23 protein-coding genes are annotated in these 22,718 nt (G+C 60.8%); 14 read left to right on the top strand and 9 right to left on the bottom strand.

Annotated elements, in window-relative coordinates; genetic code table 11:
- Positions 1-629: 629 nt before the first annotated feature.
- Entirely contained in the window at positions 630-935 is a 306-nt protein-coding gene (locus ACILSR_RS31655) for a hypothetical protein (RefSeq protein WP_395753827.1), read from the bottom strand.
- Positions 936-1,190: 255 nt separating this feature from the next.
- Here ACILSR_RS31655 and ACILSR_RS31650 point away from each other — a divergent pair, with 255 nt between their 5' ends.
- Entirely contained in the window at positions 1,191-1,721 is a 531-nt protein-coding gene (locus ACILSR_RS31650; protein ID WP_395753826.1) for a DUF4919 domain-containing protein, read from the top strand.
- 479 nt (positions 1,722-2,200) lie between these two features.
- On the opposite strand, the gene ACILSR_RS31645 is transcribed toward ACILSR_RS31650, so the two are convergent.
- From ACILSR_RS31645 to ACILSR_RS31635, 3 genes are all read right to left on the bottom strand, one after another.
- Entirely contained in the window at positions 2,201-2,929 is a 729-nt protein-coding gene (locus ACILSR_RS31645; RefSeq protein WP_395753825.1) for a hypothetical protein, read from the bottom strand.
- A gap of 184 nt (positions 2,930-3,113) precedes the next feature.
- Positions 3,114-3,731, bottom strand: coding sequence for a hypothetical protein (locus tag ACILSR_RS31640; RefSeq protein ID WP_395753824.1), 618 nt, complete (start codon positions 3,729-3,731; stop codon positions 3,114-3,116).
- Positions 3,732-3,857: 126 nt separating this feature from the next.
- Complete coding sequence (locus ACILSR_RS31635) at positions 3,858-4,160, bottom strand: hypothetical protein (protein ID WP_395753823.1); 303 nt, start codon at positions 4,158-4,160, stop codon at positions 3,858-3,860.
- A 442-nt stretch (positions 4,161-4,602) separates the two neighbouring features.
- Between ACILSR_RS31635 and ACILSR_RS31630 the strand changes: the two genes are divergently transcribed.
- The 7 genes from ACILSR_RS31630 (at position 4,603) to ACILSR_RS31600 (ending at position 14,756) form a co-directional block, all read left to right on the top strand.
- Positions 4,603-5,079, top strand: a complete 477-nt coding sequence (locus tag ACILSR_RS31630) for a hypothetical protein (RefSeq protein WP_395753822.1) — start codon at positions 4,603-4,605, stop codon at positions 5,077-5,079.
- A gap of 190 nt (positions 5,080-5,269) precedes the next feature.
- Entirely contained in the window at positions 5,270-5,755 is a 486-nt protein-coding gene (locus ACILSR_RS31625) for a hypothetical protein (protein ID WP_395753821.1), read from the top strand.
- A gap of 313 nt (positions 5,756-6,068) precedes the next feature.
- The gene (locus ACILSR_RS31620; RefSeq protein WP_395753820.1) at positions 6,069-7,331 is read left to right on the top strand and encodes a TolC family protein; all 1,263 of its coding nucleotides are present in this window, start codon (positions 6,069-6,071) and stop codon (positions 7,329-7,331) included.
- Positions 7,261-8,718 (top strand): efflux RND transporter periplasmic adaptor subunit, encoded by a 1,458-nt coding sequence (locus ACILSR_RS31615; protein WP_395753819.1) that lies wholly within the window; start codon positions 7,261-7,263, stop codon positions 8,716-8,718. The genes ACILSR_RS31620 and ACILSR_RS31615 overlap by 71 nt, the downstream gene beginning before the upstream one ends.
- 588 nt (positions 8,719-9,306) lie before the next feature.
- Positions 9,307-12,762: an efflux RND transporter permease subunit gene (locus ACILSR_RS31610; RefSeq protein WP_395753818.1), complete on the top strand. Its 3,456-nt coding sequence runs from the start codon at positions 9,307-9,309 to the stop codon at positions 12,760-12,762.
- A 465-nt stretch (positions 12,763-13,227) separates the two neighbouring features.
- The gene (locus ACILSR_RS31605; protein ID WP_395753817.1) at positions 13,228-13,719 is read left to right on the top strand and encodes a hypothetical protein; all 492 of its coding nucleotides are present in this window, start codon (positions 13,228-13,230) and stop codon (positions 13,717-13,719) included.
- A gap of 440 nt (positions 13,720-14,159) precedes the next feature.
- Entirely contained in the window at positions 14,160-14,756 is a 597-nt protein-coding gene (locus tag ACILSR_RS31600; RefSeq protein ID WP_395753816.1) for a DUF4339 domain-containing protein, read from the top strand.
- Between the two features lie 258 nt (positions 14,757-15,014).
- Here the strand turns inward: ACILSR_RS31600 and ACILSR_RS31595 are convergent, their stop codons facing one another.
- Positions 15,015-15,311 carry a hypothetical protein gene (locus tag ACILSR_RS31595; RefSeq protein ID WP_395753815.1) on the bottom strand — a complete coding sequence of 99 codons (297 nt, stop codon included), beginning with the start codon at positions 15,309-15,311 and terminating at the stop codon, positions 15,015-15,017.
- Positions 15,312-15,562: 251 nt separating this feature from the next.
- Between ACILSR_RS31595 and ACILSR_RS31590 the strand changes: the two genes are divergently transcribed.
- The 6 genes from ACILSR_RS31590 (at position 15,563) to ACILSR_RS31565 (ending at position 20,491) form a co-directional block, all read left to right on the top strand.
- Positions 15,563-15,958 (top strand): VOC family protein, encoded by a 396-nt coding sequence (locus ACILSR_RS31590; protein ID WP_395753814.1) that lies wholly within the window; start codon positions 15,563-15,565, stop codon positions 15,956-15,958.
- 12 nt (positions 15,959-15,970) lie between these two features.
- Positions 15,971-17,416, top strand: coding sequence for a sulfite exporter TauE/SafE family protein (locus ACILSR_RS31585; protein WP_395753813.1), 1,446 nt, complete (start codon positions 15,971-15,973; stop codon positions 17,414-17,416).
- A gap of 259 nt (positions 17,417-17,675) precedes the next feature.
- Complete coding sequence (locus ACILSR_RS31580) at positions 17,676-18,128, top strand: hypothetical protein (RefSeq protein WP_395753812.1); 453 nt, start codon at positions 17,676-17,678, stop codon at positions 18,126-18,128.
- Between the two features lie 137 nt (positions 18,129-18,265).
- Positions 18,266-18,787 (top strand): hypothetical protein, encoded by a 522-nt coding sequence (locus ACILSR_RS31575; RefSeq protein ID WP_395753811.1) that lies wholly within the window; start codon positions 18,266-18,268, stop codon positions 18,785-18,787.
- A gap of 291 nt (positions 18,788-19,078) precedes the next feature.
- On the top strand, positions 19,079-19,399 hold the full coding sequence (locus ACILSR_RS31570; protein WP_395753844.1) for a ribonuclease E inhibitor RraB: 321 nt from the start codon (positions 19,079-19,081) through the stop codon (positions 19,397-19,399).
- A gap of 243 nt (positions 19,400-19,642) precedes the next feature.
- Positions 19,643-20,491, top strand: coding sequence for an MYG1 family protein (locus ACILSR_RS31565; RefSeq protein ID WP_395753810.1), 849 nt, complete (start codon positions 19,643-19,645; stop codon positions 20,489-20,491).
- Between the two features lie 207 nt (positions 20,492-20,698).
- Here the strand turns inward: ACILSR_RS31565 and ACILSR_RS31560 are convergent, their stop codons facing one another.
- From ACILSR_RS31560 to ACILSR_RS31545, 4 genes are all read right to left on the bottom strand, one after another.
- Complete coding sequence (locus tag ACILSR_RS31560; protein ID WP_395753809.1) at positions 20,699-21,091, bottom strand: hypothetical protein; 393 nt, start codon at positions 21,089-21,091, stop codon at positions 20,699-20,701.
- Between the two features lie 32 nt (positions 21,092-21,123).
- Positions 21,124-21,552, bottom strand: coding sequence for a hypothetical protein (locus ACILSR_RS31555; RefSeq protein WP_395753808.1), 429 nt, complete (start codon positions 21,550-21,552; stop codon positions 21,124-21,126).
- Positions 21,461-21,835, bottom strand: coding sequence for a hypothetical protein (locus tag ACILSR_RS31550; RefSeq protein WP_395753807.1), 375 nt, complete (start codon positions 21,833-21,835; stop codon positions 21,461-21,463). Before ACILSR_RS31550 ends, ACILSR_RS31555 begins: the two co-directional genes overlap by 92 nt.
- Positions 21,836-21,898: 63 nt before the next feature.
- On the bottom strand, positions 21,899-22,369 hold the full coding sequence (locus ACILSR_RS31545; RefSeq protein WP_395753843.1) for a serine protease: 471 nt from the start codon (positions 22,367-22,369) through the stop codon (positions 21,899-21,901).
- Between the last annotated feature and the right edge of the window lie 349 nt (positions 22,370-22,718).

Below are 22,718 nucleotides of genomic sequence, written 5' to 3'. Positions count from 1 at the left end.
AGCATCCGGCCAGACTTCAGCCAAAAAAAACGAGTTGGTTGGTTTGTCAGTCGATCAAAAAAAACGGCAGCAGCAGGAACAAAAAAAAGCAGCCATCCACGCCGCCCGCATTAAAACTCTCTCTTAACACAGACACAGCACGTCAGGCCCCTTGTGACTCCCTGTAACGTCGAAAAATTCAAAACAAAAGCCCAAAACGCCTCACCCCCATAAGACCAGCGCCTAACCTCCGGACGTGACACACCCTGCCAGCCCCTCCCAGCGCCCCAGCATCCGCTATCCAGCATCCAGCATCCAGCATCCGCTATCCAGCATCCAGCATCCAGTATTCGCATTCCCCTTCATGCTCAATCACCTCATCCGCTGGTCCCTTGCCAACCGCGCCCTCCTCCCATCGCAACTCCCCCATACCCCCATGAAGAGCGCCCCACACCTGCCGATTTGATCAACTCCCATCCTCCTACTCCCTCTTTCTTTCCGAACACCCCTCCGGCAAAATTTTTCTACCCCAAATCTTTCTACCTCAACTCCGGCTCCCCTCATCGAATCCCCCTCGGGAAAAATCTTTTTTCCCCCCAATCTTTTTGCCCTCCTCCCTTCCGAGTCCTCCAGCATCCAGCATCCAGCATCTAGCTCCCCCGGTTCAACCTCACAATGCACACCACTAGAAACCACACCGCCGCCACCTGAAACAGCATCATCCCAATCCCACCGATCGCCCCCGTCACGATCATTTCCACGGTGAAAAACTTCTCCAAGATCGCCCCGATCACCTCCGGCTTCGCAGGCCCCGGCTTCCCCATCTCCCCCAGCAGCATCTTCAGCGGCTCCCCCCCAAAAACCACCAGCCCGATCGCCCACACTACGATCATTCCCAGGCTGATCACCAGCAGGCGCATTGGCCATCGATACGGCGAAGCAGCGCGGGCGTTCACAGTCACAGTCTCAGTTGCCGGCATCGGGGTCATACAAAAAATAACTCAGCAGCAGTCAATGTCAGAGACTTGGTAAGCCCGACACGTTCATCCCGCAATCCTCTTCGTGCCATCGTCATTTCAGCGCCCTCACAATCCGCCCACCCCACTCTGCCCTTCGCCTCGCCATTGACATCCCTCCCCAGAATGTCCTCATCATTCATCATTCATCATTCATCATTCATCATTCATAATTAAAAATCCCTCCCCTTTCTCATGCGCGAACACCTCTTCACCTACCTGGAGCAGCCTTCTCTGGAAACCTTCATGGCCCTCCGCCAGGCCGCCCTCTCTTCCGAGGGCTTCGATCCCTACTCCTCGGAACTCGACGGCATCTCCGCGCTCATGGAAGCCGGCAGCTGGGAGCAGGTCATCGAGACCATTTCCAAAAGCCTCTTTCCCAATCACCTCCTCAGTCCCGGCGCCCACATGTCCCTCGGCTTTGCCTATCACAAGCTCGGGCGCGAAAAAGAATCACGCTTTGAGCAGGTCGTTTACACCGCCCTCCTCGATGGCATCAAGAGCACCGGCGCTGGCACCGAGGAGCAGCCCTACCACGTCACCCGCACCTCGGACGAATACGACCTCCTCATGGTCGAAGAGCTGCGTCCCACCCAGCAGGCCTTGATCAAAAAAGACGGCAGAGCCTATGACGTCATGACCACCGAGAGCGGCCAGAAAGTCTGGTTCGACATCACCGAAATCATGACCCTCCTCGACCGCAGGCTCGGCATCCAGCCCGAATAGACCCAGGCGCCAACCAGTCGTATGTTGGGTGTGTTTGACGTCAAAGACGTAGCTGGATCCTTGGTAGGAAATGGTATCCCCATCCTCCCTAACTTCCCGCCCACCCTGCGCCTCCGTCAGGAGAGGGATCATCCTGATCCCTCAACGCTCCGCGATCACCCAGCGTTCCGTTGTCCTGCGAGGTGCATGTGCACAACACTCCTCGACCGCAGGCTCGGCATCCAACCCGAATAGACCCAGGCGCCAACCAGTCGTATGTTGGGTGTGTTTGACGTCAAAGACGTAGCTGGATCCTTGGTATGAAGTGGTATCCCCAACTTCCCGCCCACCCAGCGCCTTCGTCAGGAGAGGGATCATCCTGATCCCTCAACGCTCCGCGATCACCCAGCGTTCCGTTGTCCTGCGAGGTGCATGTGCACAAAGGAAGCCAAAACCGCCCTCCAACAGCAACCAATCTGACACCCCTTTTCAGAGTTCCTTTACCTCCCCTCGCACTTCGCCTTCAGCCTCATCATCGGCGATCCCGCCTGGTGATCTTTCAATTCGTAGGTGTGCCCCTCCTGCCCCACGGTGAGGCTCCAAACGAGATCGGACTCTCGCTCCAGTATCACGTCCTCCGGTAGAAACAGAGCGCGGAAATCGTGCTCCATCAGCACCATGAAAAGGTAGCCGCGTCGCGCCCCCAGCGTTTCCTCCGCCCATTGCGCGATGTCTTTCAGAGTAGCCTTCGCCGCACTCTCGGAATAACTCAGCTCCCATCGCGACTCTCCCGACTTGGACAACTTCACCACATAGGTCCAGTTGTCCACCACCCGCCTGAGATACGCCGAAGTCACTTTGACCTCATTCTCAGTTAGAGCCAGCGCTGAAACCATGCGGTCGCTGTATCGTACTAAAGGGATTGGTTCGTTGCCATCCTCTCTATAAACCGCCAGCAGGACCAGCAGCAGGCTCGGCACCAGATCCGGAGACGAAGGCACATACGGCACATCTATCATCAGCGACTCACCGCCCGCCACCCCGGCAGATGCCTTCGCAGCAACTGCCGACGTCGTCATTCCAGATCTGTTTGCGACAGCCACCTCCGCATTTTCCTTCTTGGTGCCGTCCACGGGCCGACCACCCGCCTGCCGCAGTTCCAGCCCCCACTTCAAAGCCACCCCGCACACGATCCCCGCGCCAAACACAATCACAAATCGAAGTCCCATGCCCGCGATTCTACTCCCCGCGTCGCTCCCCCCTCAAGCACAATCCCCAGCCCTCCACATTCGTCACTCGTCACTCGTCATTCGTCATTCGTCACTCGTCATTCGTCATTCGTCATTGAGCCTTCGTCCCCAAGTCACTCCACGCCAACAACCGTCAACCACTGTCAACAATCGCCAACAACCGTCAACTCCCCCTGACCCTCACGCTCCCCACCGGCACCTTCGCCCCCAGCGCCTTCACCCACGCCTCAATCGCAGGCACCGAAATCCGCGCCGCGCCGCAGAAGCCCTCATCCAGCACGAACTCCATCACCGTGCCCGCTTTCGATTCCTCATTCACCTCTGCCAGCGGCCCCTCCGCCACCCCTTCCACATACACCTGCCGCCACACCGCGCCCTCGCGGCAGGTCTGAAACACAAAGCGTTTCGAAAGCGCCACCACCACCGGCAGGCTTACCCGGCACAGCTCATGCGCCAGCTCCTCGTGCTGCTTAAAATCACGGCACGCATACAGATCCGTCAGCACCCTCTCCGCAAACCGCCGCCCGTCCGTCCCCACATGCACGGGCCACCCCGTCCCATCATCCGCCACTCGCACGCGCAAACCATCCACCGCGATTTCCACGCCCGTCGCCGCACCACACGCCAGCTCCGCCAGCCCATGGCACAGCGCCCCGCACACCAAATGCTCCGCCACCCCGCACACCCCATCCGCCCCCACAAACATCCCCGGCCGCCTCCGAATCGCCTCCAGCGTCGTCAGCATCTCGATCTCAAATTCATGCTCCTCATCCACACTCATCCATCACCCAGCCACTCAAGAGCGCTCCTCGCAAGTCCAATGCAACTCCCCGCCCTTGCGTGCGCTCACCCTCTCCCTCACCGACACTCACGCCCGGCCTCTTTTTCCACAGTCCGGTGCTTGGGCTCATGGTCGTTCCAGCGGTCCAAAAAAGGGATCCGTGTAAAGTTCCTTCAGCCACTTGAAGAACGCTGAGACAGTCTCGCTATGCATCTCCAAATAGGCCAGCGGCATGTAAACGATGTAAAGCACATGGCCTACGCCATGATCGGAATTGATGAATCGGAAGTAGTCCAGGATGGCATAGACAGGATACAGAAAAACGTATGCAATGAAAAAAACCGCCGCGGTGACATAGTAGAATGTGAGTCCCCTCCAAGGATCGGAAGGCTTGGAAAGCTGATCGGGGCGAGGGAGAAAATCACTCATTTACCGGGTATTTTCAGAGCATTTCACAAGTTTGAAGATCTGCATTCTTTTTCGTGACAGGCACGACTTTGCTGCGGGCGAAACCTCGGCCGTATTTAAAAACCTGATGATCAGCCGCTGCGCATGCGGTCCGAGGAGCGCGGGCCAAGCCCCGATCAAAGAATAGCGCCTCCCACACGGCGCTGGCATGAACGTAGGACGGCCGTGGCGTAAGCCCGCCCGTCTGCGAGCGCGTCGCAAACACTGGCAGCCTACGAACCTCCTCGCAGTCGGCCAGTTTGGCGGTGAAGCGGTGAGGCGATGAAGCAAAAAATACTTTCGACGCCAAACACGGCCTTGGACCACCCATTCCCCACCATCGCTAGAACCAGAGCAAGCTCACCCCATCACACCTCCCATCCTTGACGCCTTCCCCTCGCTGTGATGCATTGCACCACTCCGCATGAGCACCTTCCTAAAACCACTCCTGCTCCAAGGCCTTGCCGCGTCGATCAGGGTCTCCACCGAGGTTCATGATCTCCAGAGTGCTGAAGGGATGATGCAGGAGATTTTCCGGCAGGTCTTTGGGATGTCAGCAACACCCCTCGACTACATCAAGCTCGCATTCAATGTCACCCTGGCGTCACTCATCTTCCGCGCCGCCGCACACATGGGCGCAGGTCGGTCCACATGGTCCGCCAAACGCTTTTGGCTGGTAGCCCTCTCAGGCCTGCTGGCCAACATCGCGATGTTAAACCTCGGCTACGCCTTGGACGAATACTACCGTTCCCTTTGCCGCCACCAGTTCGCCATCCTCACAGTCGCCGCAGGCACGGTCACCTTCCTCGCCCTCATCCCCTCCCTCATCGCCTGGCTCCTCGGCCGATCCATCCGCCCCACCGCGGACACTCCGCCTCCCGCTCCCGCAGACGCGGAATAAACCGCACCCCACCGTCACTCGCCCCGCGCTCACTCTTCATCATCACTTCACCCATTCGCCACCACTCCGTCCCAGCCCCATCAACTGTCAACCACGGTCAACAACCGTAAACCACCGTCAACTCCGCCCCCTTTCCGCCCAACTTCCCCCTTGCTCTCCCCCGGGTATCTCCATTAATCTTCTTCCCGTCATGCCGACCCTCCTCACGCGCATCCTCACCACACTGGCGGTCATGCTGGTCGCTGGAGCGCAGGTCTTCGGCTTGCAGCGTGGTTACATCTGCCATCATCATGACGTCGCCGTGCTTACGTCGGCGGAGCACTGCCACCACGCGGCCGAAAGCGGCGGCTACACACCCTGCACCACCACGCATGTGGAAGATCACGCGGACGATCACGCGGACGCTCACGCGGACGAAGAGCCATATCACGACGAGCACTCTGAGCGCCACGTACCTCTCAAAGTCTCCACCACCGCCGCCACCTCCAGCCAGGCACAAGCCGCGACGCCAACCTTCGTCGCCATCCTCATCACCGAGCTGCCAGCGTTCGATCACCTCTTCCTCCTCCACGCGCCCGCTCCCGCGCATTCTTTAAAGACACCTCCCCATGCTCAGAGCGAGCGGCCACCACCGGCCGCGCTGCAAGTCGCCCATAGCATGGTCCTGCGGATTTGAAGCAGGGCAGGGGAGCGCACCATTCGTCGCGGCCCCTCACGTTTGCTCGATGAGTCACGCACTCATCATCCTATCCTGCCCACGGAGGCGCAGCCTCCTTGCATCATCGAAGATCCCTGCCCGCACCGCATTCAAATCTCGCGGCCCCATCCCGTGCAATAGCCAGCCCCAAGGACTCTCACCATTCCCGCGTAGCGCTCCGGTCAATCATTCCCGCCCTCCCTCACACGCCTCCTTGGCCCCCATCTCCCGCTACCCGCTCACTGACGCACCGACTCACCTCCCCCTCTTTCGGCCAACCCTTCCGCCCCCCATGCACTCCCAGCCACTCCGCATCTTCCCCCTCCTGCTGCTCACGCTCAGCACCGTGCTCGTGGCCGTCCCCGCGCGCGCGCTCGATCTCCCGCTCTCCTCCATCCCACAGCGCGTCCGCGTCTATCACCCCGACCTCACCGCTGCGCGCCTCGCCATCGCAGAGGCCCGCGGCCGTCAGCTCGGCTCCGGCAGACTGCCCAATCCCACCGTCGGTTACGACTTCCAGAGCCAGAGCCGCGTCAGCCCTCAGACCGCCATCTACTCCTTTGATCAGACCTTCCCTCTCACGCGCCGCCTCAGCCTCGAGAAAAAACTCACCTCCCAGCTCGTCACCAGCGCCGAGCTCGAAGTCCGCGATGCCGAGCGCCGCCTCATCGCAGACGCCCAGGACAAAGCCATCCGCCTCCTCACCCTCGCCCGCCAGCGCGAGCTTCGCCAGCAGCAGACCGAGCTCGCGCAAAAGCTTGCCGACTTCGCCACCGGCCGCGCCAAAGCCGGCGAAGTCTCCCCCCTCGATGCCAAGCAGATCCAGCTCGATGCCCAGCGCCTCCGCGTCGAAGCCCGCCTCCTCGAAGCCCAGAGCGTCAGCCTCCTCGGCCAGCTCAAGCCCATGCTCGGCCTCCGCCCTGAGGACAGCCTCATCATTTCCGGAGACCTCACCATCATGACATTTCCTGGTATTTCCTCTTGGAGAATGCGGCCCGACTTCCAGCTCTCCCAGACCAAGATCGCCGCCGCGCAGACAGACCAGCAGCTCGCCCGTGCCCGGCGCATCCCCGATATCAAGGCCGGCTTCTTCACCTCCAATGAATTCCAGGACGTCGCCCCCAGCAACCGCGTCCACACCGGCTACACCGGCTTCCGCATCTCCCTTCCGCTCCCATTTTGGAACCGCAACCAGGGCGAGATCGCAGAAAAAGCCGCCTCCGCCGAGCGCGCCCGTTTGGAGAGCGATGCCCTCGCCGTGCAGATCACCGGAGAAGCCGGCACCGCCCGCCGCGAAATGGAGACCAATGCCGCCATCGTCCGCGAGACCCGCGAAACCCTCCTCCCTCTCGCCGCAGAGCAGATGTCCGCCATGCAGCGAGCCTACGAATCCGGCCAGTCCCCCCTCCTCTCCGTCCTCCGCGCCCGCGACCAGCGCCTCCAGCTCGAATCCTCCTCCCTCGACGCCCTCCGCGACTTCCATCTTGCCCGCATCCGCTACGAAGCCGCCACCGGCCAGCACGCCCCCGCTCTCCCCCAACAACCTGCCAAATAGTCCTCCCACCTCAAAACAATCTTCCTCTTCCTCCTACTCCTCCTCTTCCTCCCTTTCTGCCGCTTGTTCGCCCCAGTGCTCCACACACCTCGTCCTCGTCCTCCTCCTCGTCCTCCTCCTCGAACTCGTCCTCGATCCCACCGCTTCCACACCTCCCACCATTTCCGCCATCCAGCATCCAGCATCCGCCCCCATGCGCCCCATCCTCCTCTTCCTCCTCGCCACCACCTTCCCGCTCCACGCGGCCGAGGACACCAAGCGCGCCTCCAACACCATCGTCCTCGATGAAACCGGCGTCAAAAATCTCCGCATCGAGACCGTCGAAGTCGAGGAGGCCGATTTCGAGACCACCCTCTTCTCCCTCGGGCGAATCCAGGCCATCCCCGGAAAAATCGCTGACCTCAGCAGCCGCATCGCCGGCCGCATCGTCGAGCTCCGCGTCGCCCCTGGCGATACCGTCAAAGAAGGCGATGACATCGTCAAAGTCGAAAGCCGCCAGCCCGGCGATCCCCCGCCCACCATCACCCTGAAGGCCCCCATCAGCGGCCTCGTCACCCAGGTCAATCAGCACCCCGGCGCACCCATCGAGCCTAGCAATGCCGTCCTCGAAATCACCGATCTTACCGAAGTCTATGCCGTCGCCCGTGTCCCCGAGCACCAGGCCGGCCAGATGAAGCCCGGCACCAAAGCCCACATCAAAGTCGCCGCCCTGCCCAATGAAAAATTCGAAGGCGAGCTCCTCCGCTTCGGCACCAGTGCCGACCGCCAGAGCGGCACCCTCGACGCCATCTTCCGCCTCCCCAATACCGGCGGCCAGCTCCGCGCCGAGATGCGCGCGGAGTTCAGCATCGTCATGAGCAAGCGCGAAGGCGTCGTCGCCGTCCCACGCTCCGCTCTTCAAGGAGAAGGCGGCAACCGCTTCGTTTACGTCAAAGACTTCGATCTCAAAAACGCCTTTATCAAAAGCCCCGTCACCGTCGGCGAGATCAATGACCGCTACGTCGAGATCACCAACGGCCTCCTCCCCGCCGATGAAGTCGTCACCCGCGGCGCCTACTCCCTCTCCTTCGCCGGCGCCAGCGCCATCTCCCTCAAAGAAGCCCTCGATGCCGCCCACGGCCACGAGCACGCCGAAGACGGCTCCGAACTCACCCCCGAAAAACTCGCCGAAATGAAAGCCAAAAAAAGCGGCACCCCTCATCACCACGAAGACGAAAACGAAGAAGGCCACGATCACGATCACGACCACGAATCCGCCACCACCGCTCCCCAGAGCCCCATCTGGAAATACACCACCGCCCTCCTCTCCGTCCTCCTCCTCATCTCCCTCCTCACCCGCCGCCCCCCTCACACCGACGAGCACGACCACTCCGAGCAACGCACCTAAAGTTGTCCAGTTGCGCCGCAACTGGAGCTCAAAGCCTGCTACCACCTCATACCACAAATCAAACCCAAATAGCACTCGAACGACCCACCCATCCAAGTCCCCTCCAGAGAGAATCTTTTTACCCCTAATTTTTGTACCCTCCCTCCGGACCAAGCTCCTCCCGCCATTCCGCATCGCCCCCAGCTTCCCCGCACCTGCCCCACCCACAGCATCCCACCACTTCATACCACAAATCAAACGCAAATAGCACACGAGCGACCCACTCATCCAAGTCCCCTCCGGAGAGAATCTTTTTACCCCTAATTTTTTTACCCTCCCTCCGGACCAAGCTCCTCCCGCCATTCCGCATCGCCCCCAGCTTCCCCGCACCTGCCTCACCCACAGCATCCCACCACCTCATACCACAAATCAAACGCAAATAGCACACGAGCGACCCACCCATCCAAGTCCCCTCCGGAGAGAATCTTTTTACCCCTAATTTTTTTACCCTCCCTCCGGACCAAGCTCCTCCCACCACTCCGCATCCCCCTGAGCTTCCCCAAACTTGAAACCTTAAACCTTAAACTTCTGCCTCATCCAGTTTAGGCCATGCTCAATCACCTCATCCGCTGGTCCCTTGCCAACCGCGCCCTCATTCTCGGCGCCGCCATCATCCTCATGGTCATGGGCCTGCGCACCTTCACCCAGCTTCCCGTGGAGGTGCTGCCAGACCTCACCAAGCCCACCGTCATCATCCTCACCGAGTCCCCCGGCCTCGCCCCCGAGGAAGTGGAAATGCGCGTCACCCAGCCCATCGAGAGCGCCCTCATGGGCGTCGCCGGCCTCACCCGCCTCCGCTCAAACTCAGACGTCTCCCTCTCCCTCGTCTACGCCGAGTTCGGCTGGGACACAGACATCTACCGCGCCCGCATGCTTGTGCAGGAGCGCCTGCAAGGCGCACGCGGAAATCTCCCGGACGGCGTCCAGCCCTTCATGACCCCCGTCGCCTCCCTCATGGGAGAAATCCTCCTCGTCGGCGTCCGCAGCACCATCAAAGAAGGCGAGCCCGGCTACATCCCCCCGCGCGAAGTCCGCTCCCTCGCCGACTGGACCATCAAACGCCGCCTGCAAAACGTCTCCGGCATCGCCGAAATCCTCAACATGGGCGGCGGCGTCAAGCGCATCGAAGTCCAGCCCGACCCCTGGAAAATGCAGGCCAACAACGTCACCTTCGCCGAGCTTGAGGAAGCCATCACCGAAGCCGCCAACACCACCACCGGCGGCTTCATCAACACCGGCCCCACCGAGATCATGGTCCGCAATCTCGCCATGAGCACCGATCTCGGAGACATCGCCAAAACCATGATCAAAAAGGTCAACGACCGCCCCGTCGCCATTGGCGATGTCGCCGCCGTCGCCTGGGGCATCGAGCCCATGCGTGGAGACGCCACCGTCAGCCAGGCCCCCGAGAAATCGCCCACCTACGGCGTCATCATGTCCATCACCAAGGCCCCCGGCTTCGACACCCGCAAGCTCACCGAACAGATCAAAAAAGCGCTCGATGAATTGAAGCCCACCTTTCCCCCCGGCGTGGAGACCACGCTCCTCTTCCAGCAGAAAGACTTCATCGACAACGCCCTTGGCAATCTCAAAAGCGCCATCGCCGAAGGCGCCATCATGGTCACCCTCGTCCTCTTTCTCTTCCTGCTCAATTTCCGCACCACCTTCATCACCCTCATGGCCATGCCGCTCTCCTTTGGCATCACCATGCTCATCTTCCAGGCCCTCGGCATCAGCGTCAACAGCATGACCCTCGGCGGCCTCGCCGTCGCCATCGGCATGGTCGTCGATGACGCCATCGTCGATGTCGAAAACGTCTTCCGCCGCCTCAAAGAAAACGCCGCACTCCCCGAACCCGTACCGGGGGCATTCCTGCCCCCACATACAGCCACTCGCCAGCCCCGCCTCCAAGTCATCGCCCAGGCCTCCGGCGAAGTGCGGAACTCCATCCTCTACGCCACCGTCCTCATCATCCTTGTCTTCCTCCCCCTCCTCGGTCTCACCGGAGTGGAGGGCAAGCTCTTCGCCCCCATCGCCATCGCCACCATCATCTCCATGGTCGCCTCCTTCATCGTCTCCCTCACCGCCATCCCCGTCCTCTGCTCCCTCCTCCTCAATCCCAAGTCTAAGCTCAAATCCAAACCCACAGGGCAGGGGACACCGCAGAGTCCAGAAACAGAATCAGAAACCTCATCTCTGCGGTCTTCTAACCTCTGCGTTGCAAATACTCCGGCCTCCCCCGACCCAACAACAACGAACCGAGAACTGAGAACAGCGAACCAAGAACAGCGAACCGAGAACACCCATCCCGACGGCCCGCTCACCCGCGCCATGAAAGGCCTTCTCCGCCGCACCCTCCTCCGCTTCGCCCTCGCCCAGCCCGCACTCGTCCTCACCCTCGCCCTCTTCCTTCTCGTCGCCGCGTTCTCCCTTTATCCGCAGATGAACAAAGACTTCCTGCCCAAGTTTCAGGAAGAGACCGCCCTCGTCGCCGCCACCGCCGCACCCGGCACCTCACTCGAAGAGATGAACAAAATCTCCGACGTCATCGAGCAGCAGATCCTCAGTGTCCCTGAAGTCCGCAAAGTCGGCCGCCGCCTCGGCCGCGCCGAGCGTGGCGACCACGTCGTCCCCGTCTCCACCGCCGAATTCGACGTCGATTTTCGCGAGCCAAGTAGCCCAGTTGCGCCGCAACTGGGTCGCACCGCTCCCGCCAGCTCCACCACCTCCGCCCCTTCTACGCCAGATGCGGCGCAACTGGCCAACTCCCGCACCCGCACCCGCAAAGAAGTCCTCGCCGACATCACCTCCCGCATAAAAACCGTCCCCGGTGTCTTCGCCGTCGTCGGCGGCCCCTTGGCAGACCGCATCGGCCACATGATGAGCGGCGTCTCCGCCCCCGTCGCCATCAAGATCTTCGGCCCCGATCTCGAGCAGCTCCGCTCCATCGGCATCGAGATCCAAAAAATCGCCAAAGCCATCCCCGGCTTTGAAGACTGCAAGCTCGATCAGACCGCCTCCATCCCCCAGCTCCGCATCGAGGCAGACCGCGACCGCTCCAAGGCCTACGGCATCGCCCCCGGCCGGCTCAACAGCATGCTCTCCGCCCTCATCGGCGGCCAGGAACTCGCCGAGCTTCGCGAAGGCCAGCGCAAGGTCAGCCTCGTCATGCGCCTCCCCATTGAGTGGCGCGACTCCCCAGACAAAATCGCCTCCCTCCCCATCGAGACCGAGGAAGGCCAGCACATCCCCCTCGATCTCGTCGCCGATGTCCGCGAAGCCAAAGGCCCCAACGTCATTTTCCGCGAAGGCAGCCAGCGCCGCTTCGCCCTCGCCATCAAGCCCACCGTGCAGGACGTCACCAATCTCGTCGAACGCCTGCGCAAACAAGTGAACGAAAAGGTCAGACTGCCCCAGGGCTACTTCATCACCTTTGAAGGCGAGTTCCAGGCACAGCAGGAGGCCACCGAGGACATCGTTCTCTTCTCCGCCGTCGTCTTCATCGCCGTCTTCCTCATGCTCTACGGTTACTTCCGCAGCGCCTCCCTCGCGTTGCAGGTGCTGGTAAACATCCCTCTCGCCCTCATGGGCGGCCTCGCCTTCACCTATTTCAAGCTCAACAATATCAGCATCGCCACCCTCGTCGGCTTCATCGCCGTCGGCGGCGTCGCTGCTCGCAACGGCATCATGATGATCAGCCACTACCTCCACCTCATGCGTCATGAAGGAGAAAAATTCACCCGCAGCATGATCGAGCGCGGCACCCTCGAGCGCCTCGTCCCCGTGCTCATGACCGCCCTCAGCGCCGGCATCGGCCTCATCCCCCTCGTCCTCGCCGCAGATCAACCCGGCAAAGAGATCCTGCATCCCGTCGCCGTCGTCATCGTCGGCGGCCTCGTTTCCTCCACCTTCCTCGATATGGCCATCACCCCCGCCATGTTCTGGCTCCTAGGCCGTAAAGCCGCCGCTCATGCCATCTCCCAAAACGCCGCTGCCTCCCATTAAAACAAAGGATGAATGATGAAGGATGAAGGATGAAACCAAACTACTGAGCCCCCGCCTTCGTCCTCGACCATTCCACTTCGCATGAAATTCGAACCTCTGATCAACATCCCCACCTCCACTAACCACCCCTGCCTCTTCGTATTGTAGTACCAGCTTTAGCCGGAATCCGGTTCCTCAGCCACCGCCAGCAACACTGTCACCCGCCCCAATTTTCAGTCTTCAGTTTACAATTCTCAGTTTTCAATCCCACCGCCCCAAACTCCTCCCACATATTTCTAAACCACTAATCACACACTAATAAAACACTAATCCGATCCACTTCTTCTACCATCCACATCACACCCCTAATTGAATCATTAGTGTGCCATTAGGGTCCGATTAGTGGTTGCAAATTCCAGCCTCATCCAAACACCCGCACATCCCTCCTATCCACCAACCAATAACAAAGAACCAAGAACCACACCCATGAAACACATCCTCATCACCACCCTCCTCACCCTCGCCCTCACTTTCACCCTCAACGCCGCCGATCCCAAACACGACCACGACCACGAAAAAATCAAAGCCGGCCCCACCGGTGGCCGTCTCATCACCGAAGTCGAGCCCCACGCTGAGTTCTTCGTCAACAAGGACAACAAGGTCGAAATCCGCTTCGTCAATGACGACAACAAAGTCGTCCCTCCCGCCGAGCAAGTCGTCACCGTCACCCTCGGCGAGCGCTCCTCCCCCACCAAGCTCACCTTCACCAAAGACGGCAACAAGCTCATCAGCGACAAAACCATCCCCTCTGGCAACGACCACCCCACCGTCGTCCAGATCCGCGCCAAAGAAGGCGCCAAAGCCGTGAACGAAAAGTTCAATCTCAACCTCGAGCAATGCCCCACCTGCAAATACAAAGAATACGCCTGCATCTGCGATCACGACCACGAACACGAAGCCCCCAAAGCCAAAAAGTAAGCGCCTTCGCGGCTCCCGCACCAGCCATTGAAGAATCGAGGTGCCGGGTTCGCTTCGCAGCAGCCGGTCCGGCTCCCAACTTCTCGATTGAAGCCAGAGGCAGTTAAAAACGAGTCTGGACAAGCGCACGAGCAGAAAGTGGCTTTCTCGACTAATGCAGACGCTCAGCCATGCACGTAGGACGGCCGTGGCGTAAGCCCGCCCGTCTGCGAGCGCGCCGCAAACACTGTCAGCCTGCGAACATCCTCGCAGTCGGCCAGTTTGGCGTGGCAGAGACGGAACAGAAAATTCTCAACTGATCTCATCAAACCTCATCGTAAAATCCCAACCACGCTGATCTTTCTGCTGCGTTCCGAAGTCTCCCGGCATCCCCATCCTCATTAACCCTTGGCAAACCCGCGTTCACCACCCATCTTCGACTTAGCCACCACCGGGACGCCATGCCTAACTACTACCTGCATTTGAACGGACAGGTTCAGGGCCCTTACACAGAGCTTGAACTCCAAAACATCCACGCAGACCAAAGCCTGGCGCCTGACGTCCAGGTCTGCGCGGAGGGCGGCAGCTGGGCCGCTTACACCAGTCTCTTTCCCGCCACGTCCCCGGCACTGGTGCAGACACCGCCTGCGGACTTCAATCCATATCAGGCACCACAGGCCAACATCGTCGTGGAGCGAGCGGATGCCGCACCGCAGAGCTACCCGGGCATTGGTCGCGCAATGTATTTTTTGCTGGCTATTTTGATCAACGTGGCGGCAGCCGTCATGCAGGCGGCTTCCAAGTCGATAGGCGTCGGCATTTTTGTCGGTTTGTTCGCCCTCGTACCGCTTCAGTCACGTCTCAAAAACATCGGGCGTCATCCCGCCTGGTGCTTGCTCGGCATCGTGCCTCTCGTGAGCTTGTTTGTCACCATTCCAGCTTTGCTGCTGCCTGCGGGCTACCAGCAGCATCGCACGCTCGACATTCCAGCCAAGATCATCGCCTCCCTCTGCATGCTCGTGCTCGTCCTCGTGGTGATCGGTTTGTTTGTCCGTTGATGGCATTCGCCTCTTCGCCCGTCCTCCGGCCCCACCCGCCGCTTTTGGAACAAGCACCCAAACTCCCACTCCGCACTCGAACGCTCTACCGCAAGGTAGGGAGGCTTGTCCCAAGCCTCCGCCGAACGTCTCGCGGGCCCCTTTTCGAAAACAAGTTCCCAAACGCCCACTTCCTCTCTCACCTGCACCAAATAAAAGCCCGCCGGAAAACCCTCGTTCCCCGGCGGGCCGCACACTGATGCATTCATTCACGTCCGATCAGCGATGGCCGAAGTGTCCCATGCTGCCTCCGTGATTATGCCCATGATGATGACTCACCGGGCGGCACTGATGACTCACCGCACGATAACCAAAAATCGGATGCCCATGCCGGTCATGCCCGACTACGACGCGTTCGCGATACATGGCCGTGCCGCAGGATCTGCAGTTGTTCCAAAAGCTGAGATTCGAGCTGGAGCCATGTCCATGTCCGTGTCCGTCAAACGCCTGCACATTGACAGGAGCAAAAGCAGCAAGGCTGGCGCTGGCTGCGAGGAGAGCGATAATCTTTTTCATGATGGGAGGAGGAGTTTTTTGTTTTCGTTTTTGTTTTTTGATGAGTCGCCGCATTCGTGCAGCGTCCACATCTGACGCGGCATGCCTGCGCCTATTCGAGATCCATTCATCTTTTTTAATCATTCACGCGAAGCACGACAAATAAGCTGTGTGTAATCTTTATGGCCGCAAAGTCACACTCGTGCGCGATGACGGCTTGAGAGCAGCGGCCTCATCTGCCTCCTCATCCCGGCCGCCGAAACATCCTTCACATGAAACAATCCCTGGGACTCATCTCACTCGTCGTGCGGGACTACGACGAAGCACTCGCATTCTTCGTCGGCGTTCTTGGGTTTGTTCTCATTGAAGACAGCGCCGTTCCCGCGCAGTCAAAGCGCTGGGTCGTCGTCGCACCGCCTGGAGCAGGTGAGTCGCGCCTGCTCCTGGCGCAGGCATCCACGGACGCGCAGCGCGCACGCATCGGGACCCAGACCGGAGGCCGCGTCGGCTGGTTTCTTTACACCGATGACTTCTGGCGGGACCATGCCGCCTACACCTCTCGCGGCGTCGTGTTTGTACGCCCGCCCAAAACAGAACCCTATGGCACCGTGGCGGTCTTCCAAGATCTTTACGGCAACCTCTGGGATCTCCTGCAACCTTCCACCTGACTCTCAGCCGCCATGCAAAACTTCTCCGACTACCTCAGCAGCGGCCACGTCTGGCTCTACGTCCCCGTCGCCATCCTGCTCGGCGCACTGCACGGCCTCGAGCCCGGCCACTCCAAAACCATGATGGCCGCCTTCATCATCGCCATCCGCGGCACCATCTGGCAGGCCATTCTCCTCGGCCTCTCCGCCGCTATCTCCCACAGCCTCCTCATCTGGGTGCTCGCCGCCCTCGCGCTCAACTACGGCAGCCAGTGGGACGCCGAAACCGTCGAGCCCTGGCTGCAAATCGGCTCCGCCATCCTCATCCTCGGCCTCGCCGTCTGGATGTACCTCCGCACCCGCCGCGAAGTCGCCGAAGCCCACGCGCACGAACACGCTCACTCACATTCCCACCAATCCGCACACGCCCATCCCCACGAAGAGCCCCACGGCCACAGCCATCCGCCCGTGACACAGGCTGCCAGCCTGTCCGCCCAGCGCCCACGCTTCACCCACATCCCCGATCCCCCCTTCGAGCACGACCTCGCCCTCCCCGCCGGCTTTCAAGTCCCCAAACGCCTCACCGCCCTCGCCACCCTTTCCGAAGGTAGGGAGGCTTGTCCCAAGCCTCCGCCCGAGCGTCCCCACGCCCCGTCCACACCCCACGGCGGCATGCTTCTAGACACCGGCCACGGCTGGCTCGAAATCGCCATCGCGTCAGACAGCGCCACCGCCACCTCCCGCTTTCGCATCCATCCCTGCACCGCCACGGGCGCACCCCTGCCACTTCCCAAAGGCAACCACCTCACCCTCGAAACCGCGCGTCTCGATGGCAGCACCCAGCTCTTCAAATTCGAAGCCGTAACCGCCGCAGGCTATTGGGAAGCCACCGCTCCGCTCCCTGCTCCCCACACCTTCACCGCCACCCTCACGCTCGGCCACTCCGACCACGCCCACACCTACCGCCTCAAATTCAGCGAAGCCGCCGCCTCCTCGCCCACCCCCGGCCAGTCACCCGCCCCCGGCCAGTCACCCGCCCCCGTCATCGCCGAAGAAATCAAAGCCGAGGGCGATGACGTCTATCAGGACGCCCACGAGCGCGCCCACGCCGAAGACATCGCCCGCCGCTTCAGCTCCCGCAGCGTCACCACCCCGCAGATCATCCTCTTTGGCATCACCGGCGGCCTCATGCCATGTCCTGCTGCCTTCACCATTCTTCTGGTATGCCTGCAGCTCAAAAAAGGCGCTCTCGGCTTCGCCATCGTCGGCGCCTTCAGCTTCGGCCTCGCCCTCACCATGGTCACCGTCGGCGCCGCCGCCGCCTGGAGCGTCCAGCGCGCCCAAAAACGCTTCACCGGCTTCGGCGACTGGATGCGCAAAGCCCCCTACATCTCCTGCGTCCTCCTCACCATTCTAGCCCTCTACATGGCCTATTCCGGCTACCACTCCCTGCTACATCCTCACACCCATTCACACTGAGGCCTCGCGTCCTCCCACCGGCACCGCTCCTCCGCAATCGTCCTCGTCCTCGCTCCCAATCGCGCCGCTTCACCCCAGCGCTCCGCCCCGGAAGTACGACAGACACTCCTGTCTGTCGGTCAGCGCCCCGCAATCCCCCAATTCTCCGCGCTCCCCTGAGCCCCCTCCTCACGCGCCAGCGTCTTCCCGCTCGGCCCCCTCTTAGGCCCTCCCCGCCTCCGGCAAATCATAAATCATAAATCATAAATCATAATCCCTCATGCCCCCCTCACTCCCGCAACCCCCACCACTTCCACCCGAAGACATCAATCCCTACCAGCCTCCCGCCTCCAACGTTCTCCCGGAGGTCCCCGTCATCGATCCCCGGCTCTATCCCGGTATCAAACGGCTCGCCTTCCTGGCCTCCGTCTTCCTCATCTCCCTCACCAGCCAGATCTGCGCCTCGTACACCACCCAGCCATGGGCCACGTCCCTCATGTACCTGAGTATCGTGCCCGTGTGCTCGCGCCTCAGGAACATCGGCTGGCATCCCGCCTGGTGCCTCCTCTCTTTCGTCCCCTTGCTCTCCCTCATCGTCACCATTCCCTGTTTCGTCCTCCCCACGGGCTACCGGCATCATCGCCGGCTCGATACCGCTGCAAAGGTCGGCTTCGCCATCTGCCTCCTCTTCGTCCTGTTCCTCATCACGTTGCTCGTTACCACCTTCACTTGAGCCAGCCCCCATCGGCCCACTGCCCATGGACCGCCGCCGCACAGTACCCATCTCGCTCCGCCAGACGCACCTAGAGCCTGCGTCTCCGTACCACTTTCTCTGAATCTTCCGCCCCCTCCACCCGTCCCAATCCCGCCATGAAACTCATTCTCCTCTCCCTCCTCCTCCTCCTTCTCCCTGGCCTCCTCCTCGCACAGAACGCCCCACGTCCGCTCGCACCAGTGCCGCCGATGCAGCCGCCAGGCATGCCCGTCTCCCCCGGTTATTCCGCCGTCCCCACTACCCTCCCGGACAACTACCAGATCACCCTCATCCTCACCGAAAAAGACAAAGAAAAAGACGGCGATCCCCTCGAAATCTCCCTCGTTGTCGCCTCCCGCACCTTCACAGCCGTCCTTGCCGATTCCGGTGTCAACTTCGGCGGCGACCTCACCCTGGAGGAGTCCGGCTCCATTCTCGTCAATTACAACCTCGGCTGGGAGACCCCTGTGCCTCCCAAAAGCAACCAGCCTCCTCAGATCGTCGGCAGTCAATACATGTCCTCCCGCACCACCGGCAGCGTCCGCCTCAAAGTCGGCGAAGAACTTCAAATTATCCGCGCCGGCACCCGCACCGCCACGCTCTCCATTCAGAAGCTCCCCCTCGCCAAAGCCAAGTAGCCACAGGATGTACTCCATCCCCGCCCGCAGCCACGGTTCCTCAGCAGGCCGCTCATCTCCACCCTGTACCCCAGCAAACGAAGCGCCTCCAAATACGGTCCTCCCTCTCCCCGCCCCAGACTCACGAAGGCAAACTCCAAAATCTCCTTCGGGGAGAGGGTTGGGGTGAGGGGCCAAAACAATCGTCCATTAACTCACCTCGCCCCAGCATCGAGCATCGAGCATCCAGCCCCCTCTGGCATCATTCCTGCACAGCATCCCGCTGTGATCACCCTCGACGCCGTCCAAAAGATGTTCGCCAGCATGCGCCGTGACGCATCCTGGTACATCGAAGGCGATCTCCTCTGGGCCTACTTTTTCACCGACCGCGACCAGCAGCGACTCTCCACCTTCGCTCGCAGACTCGCCTCCGACGGCTACCACAAAGTGAGCATCTTCCTCACCGAAGACGGCACCAGCAGCGTCCTCCACGTCCAGCGCGTCGAGACCCACACTCCCGCCTCCCTCCACGCCCGCAATCAGGAGTTCTACCACCTCGCCGCCGAGTGCGGCATCGCCTCCTACGACGGCATGGACGTCGGCCCCGTCTCGCCGGAACAAGGCAGACTCTAGCAGGGCAGGGGAGCATCCTTTCATAGCAGGTCCTACCACAAAATAGCCCTCCGGCAGGAGGGGGACCATCCTGGTCCCCCACAAAGCGCCGCTGCACCCACCCTCGTCTTTTCCCCTTCCGTCCGCCCGCCGCCTCCCTCCACCCCTCACTCTCCACCTCCCTTTCTCCACAACCTCCTTGTCCTTGAGCACTCGCCGGGCGAAGAAGCAAAACCTGAAACTTTAAACCTTTAACTTCAAACTTTGCTCTCCCTCATCCTCACCCACCCCGGCGGCTCTCATAAAGACGAGCTCCTCGCCTGCTCCCTCCTCGCCGCCGTCCACCGCGTCCCCATCGTCCGCCGCGAGCCCACCCCTGAGGACCTCGCCGATCCCGCCACCGCTGTCGTCGATGTCGGCGGCCAGCACGACCCCGCCCTGCACAACTTTGACCACCATCAGTTTCCTGCCGATCACCCGCCCGTCTGCTCCCTCAGCCTCGTCCTCCAGCACCTCGGCCTCTACGAAGACGCCCGCCAGTTCTGCGACTGGCTGGAGCCCGCCGAATGGTTCGACACCCGCGGCCCCAATGTCACCTCCCAGTGGCTCGGCGTTGATCGTACCGCGATGAACAAACTCTCCTCCCCCATCGACATCACCATCCTCCGCCGCTTCGCCAAAGCCAAGAGCCTCTCTCCCGGCGAGCCCCTCTACGAACTCCTCACCTACATCGGCCAGGACCTCCTCGACTACCTCCGCGATCTCCGCTCCCGCCTCGACTTCGTCGCCCAAAACGCCCAGCTCTGGACCTTCACCGATCACCACGTCCTCTACCTTCCGCGCACCGAGCCCATCCCCGAAGAGCCCTCCGCCGGCATCACCCGTTATCTCGAAAGCATCAGCAAAAGCACCACCACCGCCGCCCTCATTTACCCCGACCGCCGCGGCACCGGCTACGGCCTCTCCCGCCACAACGACAGCCCCCTCTACGACTTCACCCGCATCAGCACCCAGCCAGACGTCCACTTCGCCCACGCCCGCGGCTTCGTCGCCAAAACCTCCGCCTCAGACCTCCCCCGCATCAAAGCACTCCTCGCCCTTGCCAAGGTCTAACACCCTTGGCTATTGAAGAAAACAGGTCTGCTTCAACGGTCGTGACAAAAGGGGTATAGCCCCCAGCGTGAACACACCCGCAGCGCAAACGCAAACTCGTACGCACCGCAGCCAGCCACATTCTTCCGCCAGGCGTGGACAAAGCCCGCGTTTCTGCGCTTCATCCCTGAGCTTCACCCGACGGTACGCATCATCCCGTGGCTGAGATCAGAATTCGTTGATGCCGCTCTTGGTTTTCCGGGTGACGTCATGCATGCCATCAGTGGAACGCGGATAAGCACCGTTGGAAGAGGATGAGCTTGGAGAAGAAGACATGATGGGCGAGGTTTCAGTACTCGCGCTGTCGCTGGCTTTCTTGGTGCTGGAACCGGACTTTCTGCCGCTGCTGGAGGAGGTGTGGCCGCCACGCTCATACCACTTTTCCAGTTCCGCGATTTTCTGATTGTAAACGCGGCGGGTGATTCTGCCCGTGGCCATCTGGGTTTGGAGGCTCACCTTGCGCTGCTGATATTGGACCCAGAGCGAACCGCAGGAAGTCAGCGCAAAGAGAAGGAGCAGCAGGGTGGAGTGGCGAAAAAAGGAACAGATACGGGAGCACATGGGGGACGGGCGGACGGGATTGCTGAGCGGGGCTATTTTTTCGAAATGTCTTTGGCGGTGGTTTCCACGCGCTGAGCCTGCTTGGGCTGCATGTTGGACTGCATGCGTTGCACCACGGGATAGATCTGCCGGGCGCGGTCATAGTATTTGGCCTTCACGAGCGCGTAGAAATAAGCACCGGCAATGTTGGGCTCTTCGTCGTTCATGCGAAAGGCCGTTTCGAGTTGCTCGGAGGCTTCACTGTACCGGTTCGCCACGAGCAGGGCTTCGCCAAAATAGTAGCGGGTCTGCGGCACATCCAGGCGTTCGGTGGCATTCCTCAAGGCTTTGATGGCTAGGTCCAGGAGTTCGGTTTTGCCGGCTTTCTTGTCATCGATGACCTGCATGTACTGGTCCAGGCAGGTGCGGCCGAGATAGTGCCAGGCCTCTGTAAGTCGGATCGAGCTCGGTGGCGCGTTCATAGGACTTCTTGGCTTCATCGACGAGCTTCACATCGTAGAGCGCCTTGGCCAGAAGGTACTGGGCCAGCGGTGACTGCTCGGCTTTTTTCAGGAGTGCTTCGGCATGCTCTTTTTTCAGCCCGCGCTGGCCGCTGGTGTCGGCATTGCGAAACTGGATGAACTCCTCGGTCTGCAGGGCCTCCATGTCTTCAATGGTCACGCCTTTGCGAATGTAGCTGAGAGGCACCACGGCGAAGCTGGTGCCGGGGCGGCCGTTCTTGCCTTTTTCCTGAAGGGCGGGCACGAGGTCGTTCACCTTGTTGGCCAGCGCAGCGATTGCAAACGTGGCGAATCCAACACCGCCGCCTCAATTCGGATTGTACAGCGCATTCACCATTTCAACCACCTTGTTATGTTTGTCGAACACCGGCGAACCGCTGGAACCTTTGGCAGGCGGCGTGGTCAGCTGCAGGAATTCATGCACCACGACGTGGGTGAGTTCATCGCGTTTGCGGCAGTAGGCGGAGACGATGCCGGTGGAGAGCGAGCCTTCGTAAAACTCGGGATAGGTCGGGAAACCAAACACGGCCACATCGTCTCCCTTCTCCAGGGACTTTCTGGGGTCGGTCAGTTCCACGCCTTTGACGTTGAGCTGCGGCACCTGCAGCACGGCGATGTCATTTTTAATGTCGGCATGCACCAGCCCGTCCACACGATAGGTCACCTGATCCGAGTTCAGGATGTGGCCTTCTGAGGCACCCTGGACCAGGTGCAGGCTGGTGACGAGGAAGGAGTGATCCGCACGCTCCGCCTGAGCGCCGTATTTGGGCTCGATAATGAAGCCGCTGCCGGAGTATTTTTTCCATGACCACTGCGAACACCGAATCGCAGTAGGTGTTGATGATCTCCTTTCATTTCATGCCCTGGCCGGCTGGAGCGCTGCTGAGCTCTTGTGCGCGGGCCGTTGGCAGGGACGCAAAGCCCAGGGCGATGAAGAATGGAACGAGGGCGGTTTTAATGAGGTGTCTAGGGGATGTCCTGGTTCAGTTCAACCCGGATACCGAAGTTAAAAGAAGCATCGTTTGGAGCTGAGAGCGTGGTTACTTGGAGTTGCGACACAAAAAGCACCCGACGACCATGCACCAAACGATGCAGGGGACATTGCACCCCGTTTTCAACTCCCGCCA

It is taken from the genome of Prosthecobacter sp., assembly GCF_044222565.1.
Classification (GTDB): Bacteria; Verrucomicrobiota; Verrucomicrobiia; order Verrucomicrobiales; family Verrucomicrobiaceae; genus Prosthecobacter.
Note: the sequence above shows the minus strand (reverse complement) of the source record. Positions and strands in the feature narration are given on the sequence as shown.

What these genes read in the sequence shown, in the direction of transcription:
- ACILSR_RS31650 (WP_395753826.1), top strand. Translation starts at nt 1,191, where the DNA reads ATGCGCGAACACCTCTTCACCTACCTGGAGCAGCCTTCTCTGGAAACC.
- ACILSR_RS31645 (WP_395753825.1), bottom strand. Translation starts at nt 2,929, where the DNA reads ATGGGACTTCGATTTGTGATTGTGTTTGGCGCGGGGATCGTGTGCGGG.
- ACILSR_RS31640 (WP_395753824.1), bottom strand. Translation starts at nt 3,731, where the DNA reads ATGAGTGTGGATGAGGAGCATGAATTTGAGATCGAGATGCTGACGACG.
- ACILSR_RS31635 (WP_395753823.1), bottom strand. Translation starts at nt 4,160, where the DNA reads ATGAGTGATTTTCTCCCTCGCCCCGATCAGCTTTCCAAGCCTTCCGAT.
- ACILSR_RS31630 (WP_395753822.1), top strand. Translation starts at nt 4,603, where the DNA reads ATGAGCACCTTCCTAAAACCACTCCTGCTCCAAGGCCTTGCCGCGTCG.
- ACILSR_RS31625 (WP_395753821.1), top strand. Translation starts at nt 5,270, where the DNA reads ATGCCGACCCTCCTCACGCGCATCCTCACCACACTGGCGGTCATGCTG.
- ACILSR_RS31620 (WP_395753820.1), top strand. Translation starts at nt 6,069, where the DNA reads ATGCACTCCCAGCCACTCCGCATCTTCCCCCTCCTGCTGCTCACGCTC.
- ACILSR_RS31610 (WP_395753818.1), top strand. Translation starts at nt 9,307, where the DNA reads ATGCTCAATCACCTCATCCGCTGGTCCCTTGCCAACCGCGCCCTCATT.
- ACILSR_RS31605 (WP_395753817.1), top strand. Translation starts at nt 13,228, where the DNA reads ATGAAACACATCCTCATCACCACCCTCCTCACCCTCGCCCTCACTTTC.
- ACILSR_RS31600 (WP_395753816.1), top strand. Translation starts at nt 14,160, where the DNA reads ATGCCTAACTACTACCTGCATTTGAACGGACAGGTTCAGGGCCCTTAC.
- ACILSR_RS31595 (WP_395753815.1), bottom strand. Translation starts at nt 15,311, where the DNA reads ATGAAAAAGATTATCGCTCTCCTCGCAGCCAGCGCCAGCCTTGCTGCT.
- ACILSR_RS31590 (WP_395753814.1), top strand. Translation starts at nt 15,563, where the DNA reads ATGAAACAATCCCTGGGACTCATCTCACTCGTCGTGCGGGACTACGAC.
- ACILSR_RS31585 (WP_395753813.1), top strand. Translation starts at nt 15,971, where the DNA reads ATGCAAAACTTCTCCGACTACCTCAGCAGCGGCCACGTCTGGCTCTAC.
- ACILSR_RS31580 (WP_395753812.1), top strand. Translation starts at nt 17,676, where the DNA reads ATGCCCCCCTCACTCCCGCAACCCCCACCACTTCCACCCGAAGACATC.
- ACILSR_RS31575 (WP_395753811.1), top strand. Translation starts at nt 18,266, where the DNA reads ATGAAACTCATTCTCCTCTCCCTCCTCCTCCTCCTTCTCCCTGGCCTC.
- ACILSR_RS31570 (WP_395753844.1), top strand. Translation starts at nt 19,079, where the DNA reads ATGTTCGCCAGCATGCGCCGTGACGCATCCTGGTACATCGAAGGCGAT.
- ACILSR_RS31560 (WP_395753809.1), bottom strand. Translation starts at nt 21,091, where the DNA reads ATGTGCTCCCGTATCTGTTCCTTTTTTCGCCACTCCACCCTGCTGCTC.
- ACILSR_RS31555 (WP_395753808.1), bottom strand. Translation starts at nt 21,552, where the DNA reads ATGAACGCGCCACCGAGCTCGATCCGACTTACAGAGGCCTGGCACTAT.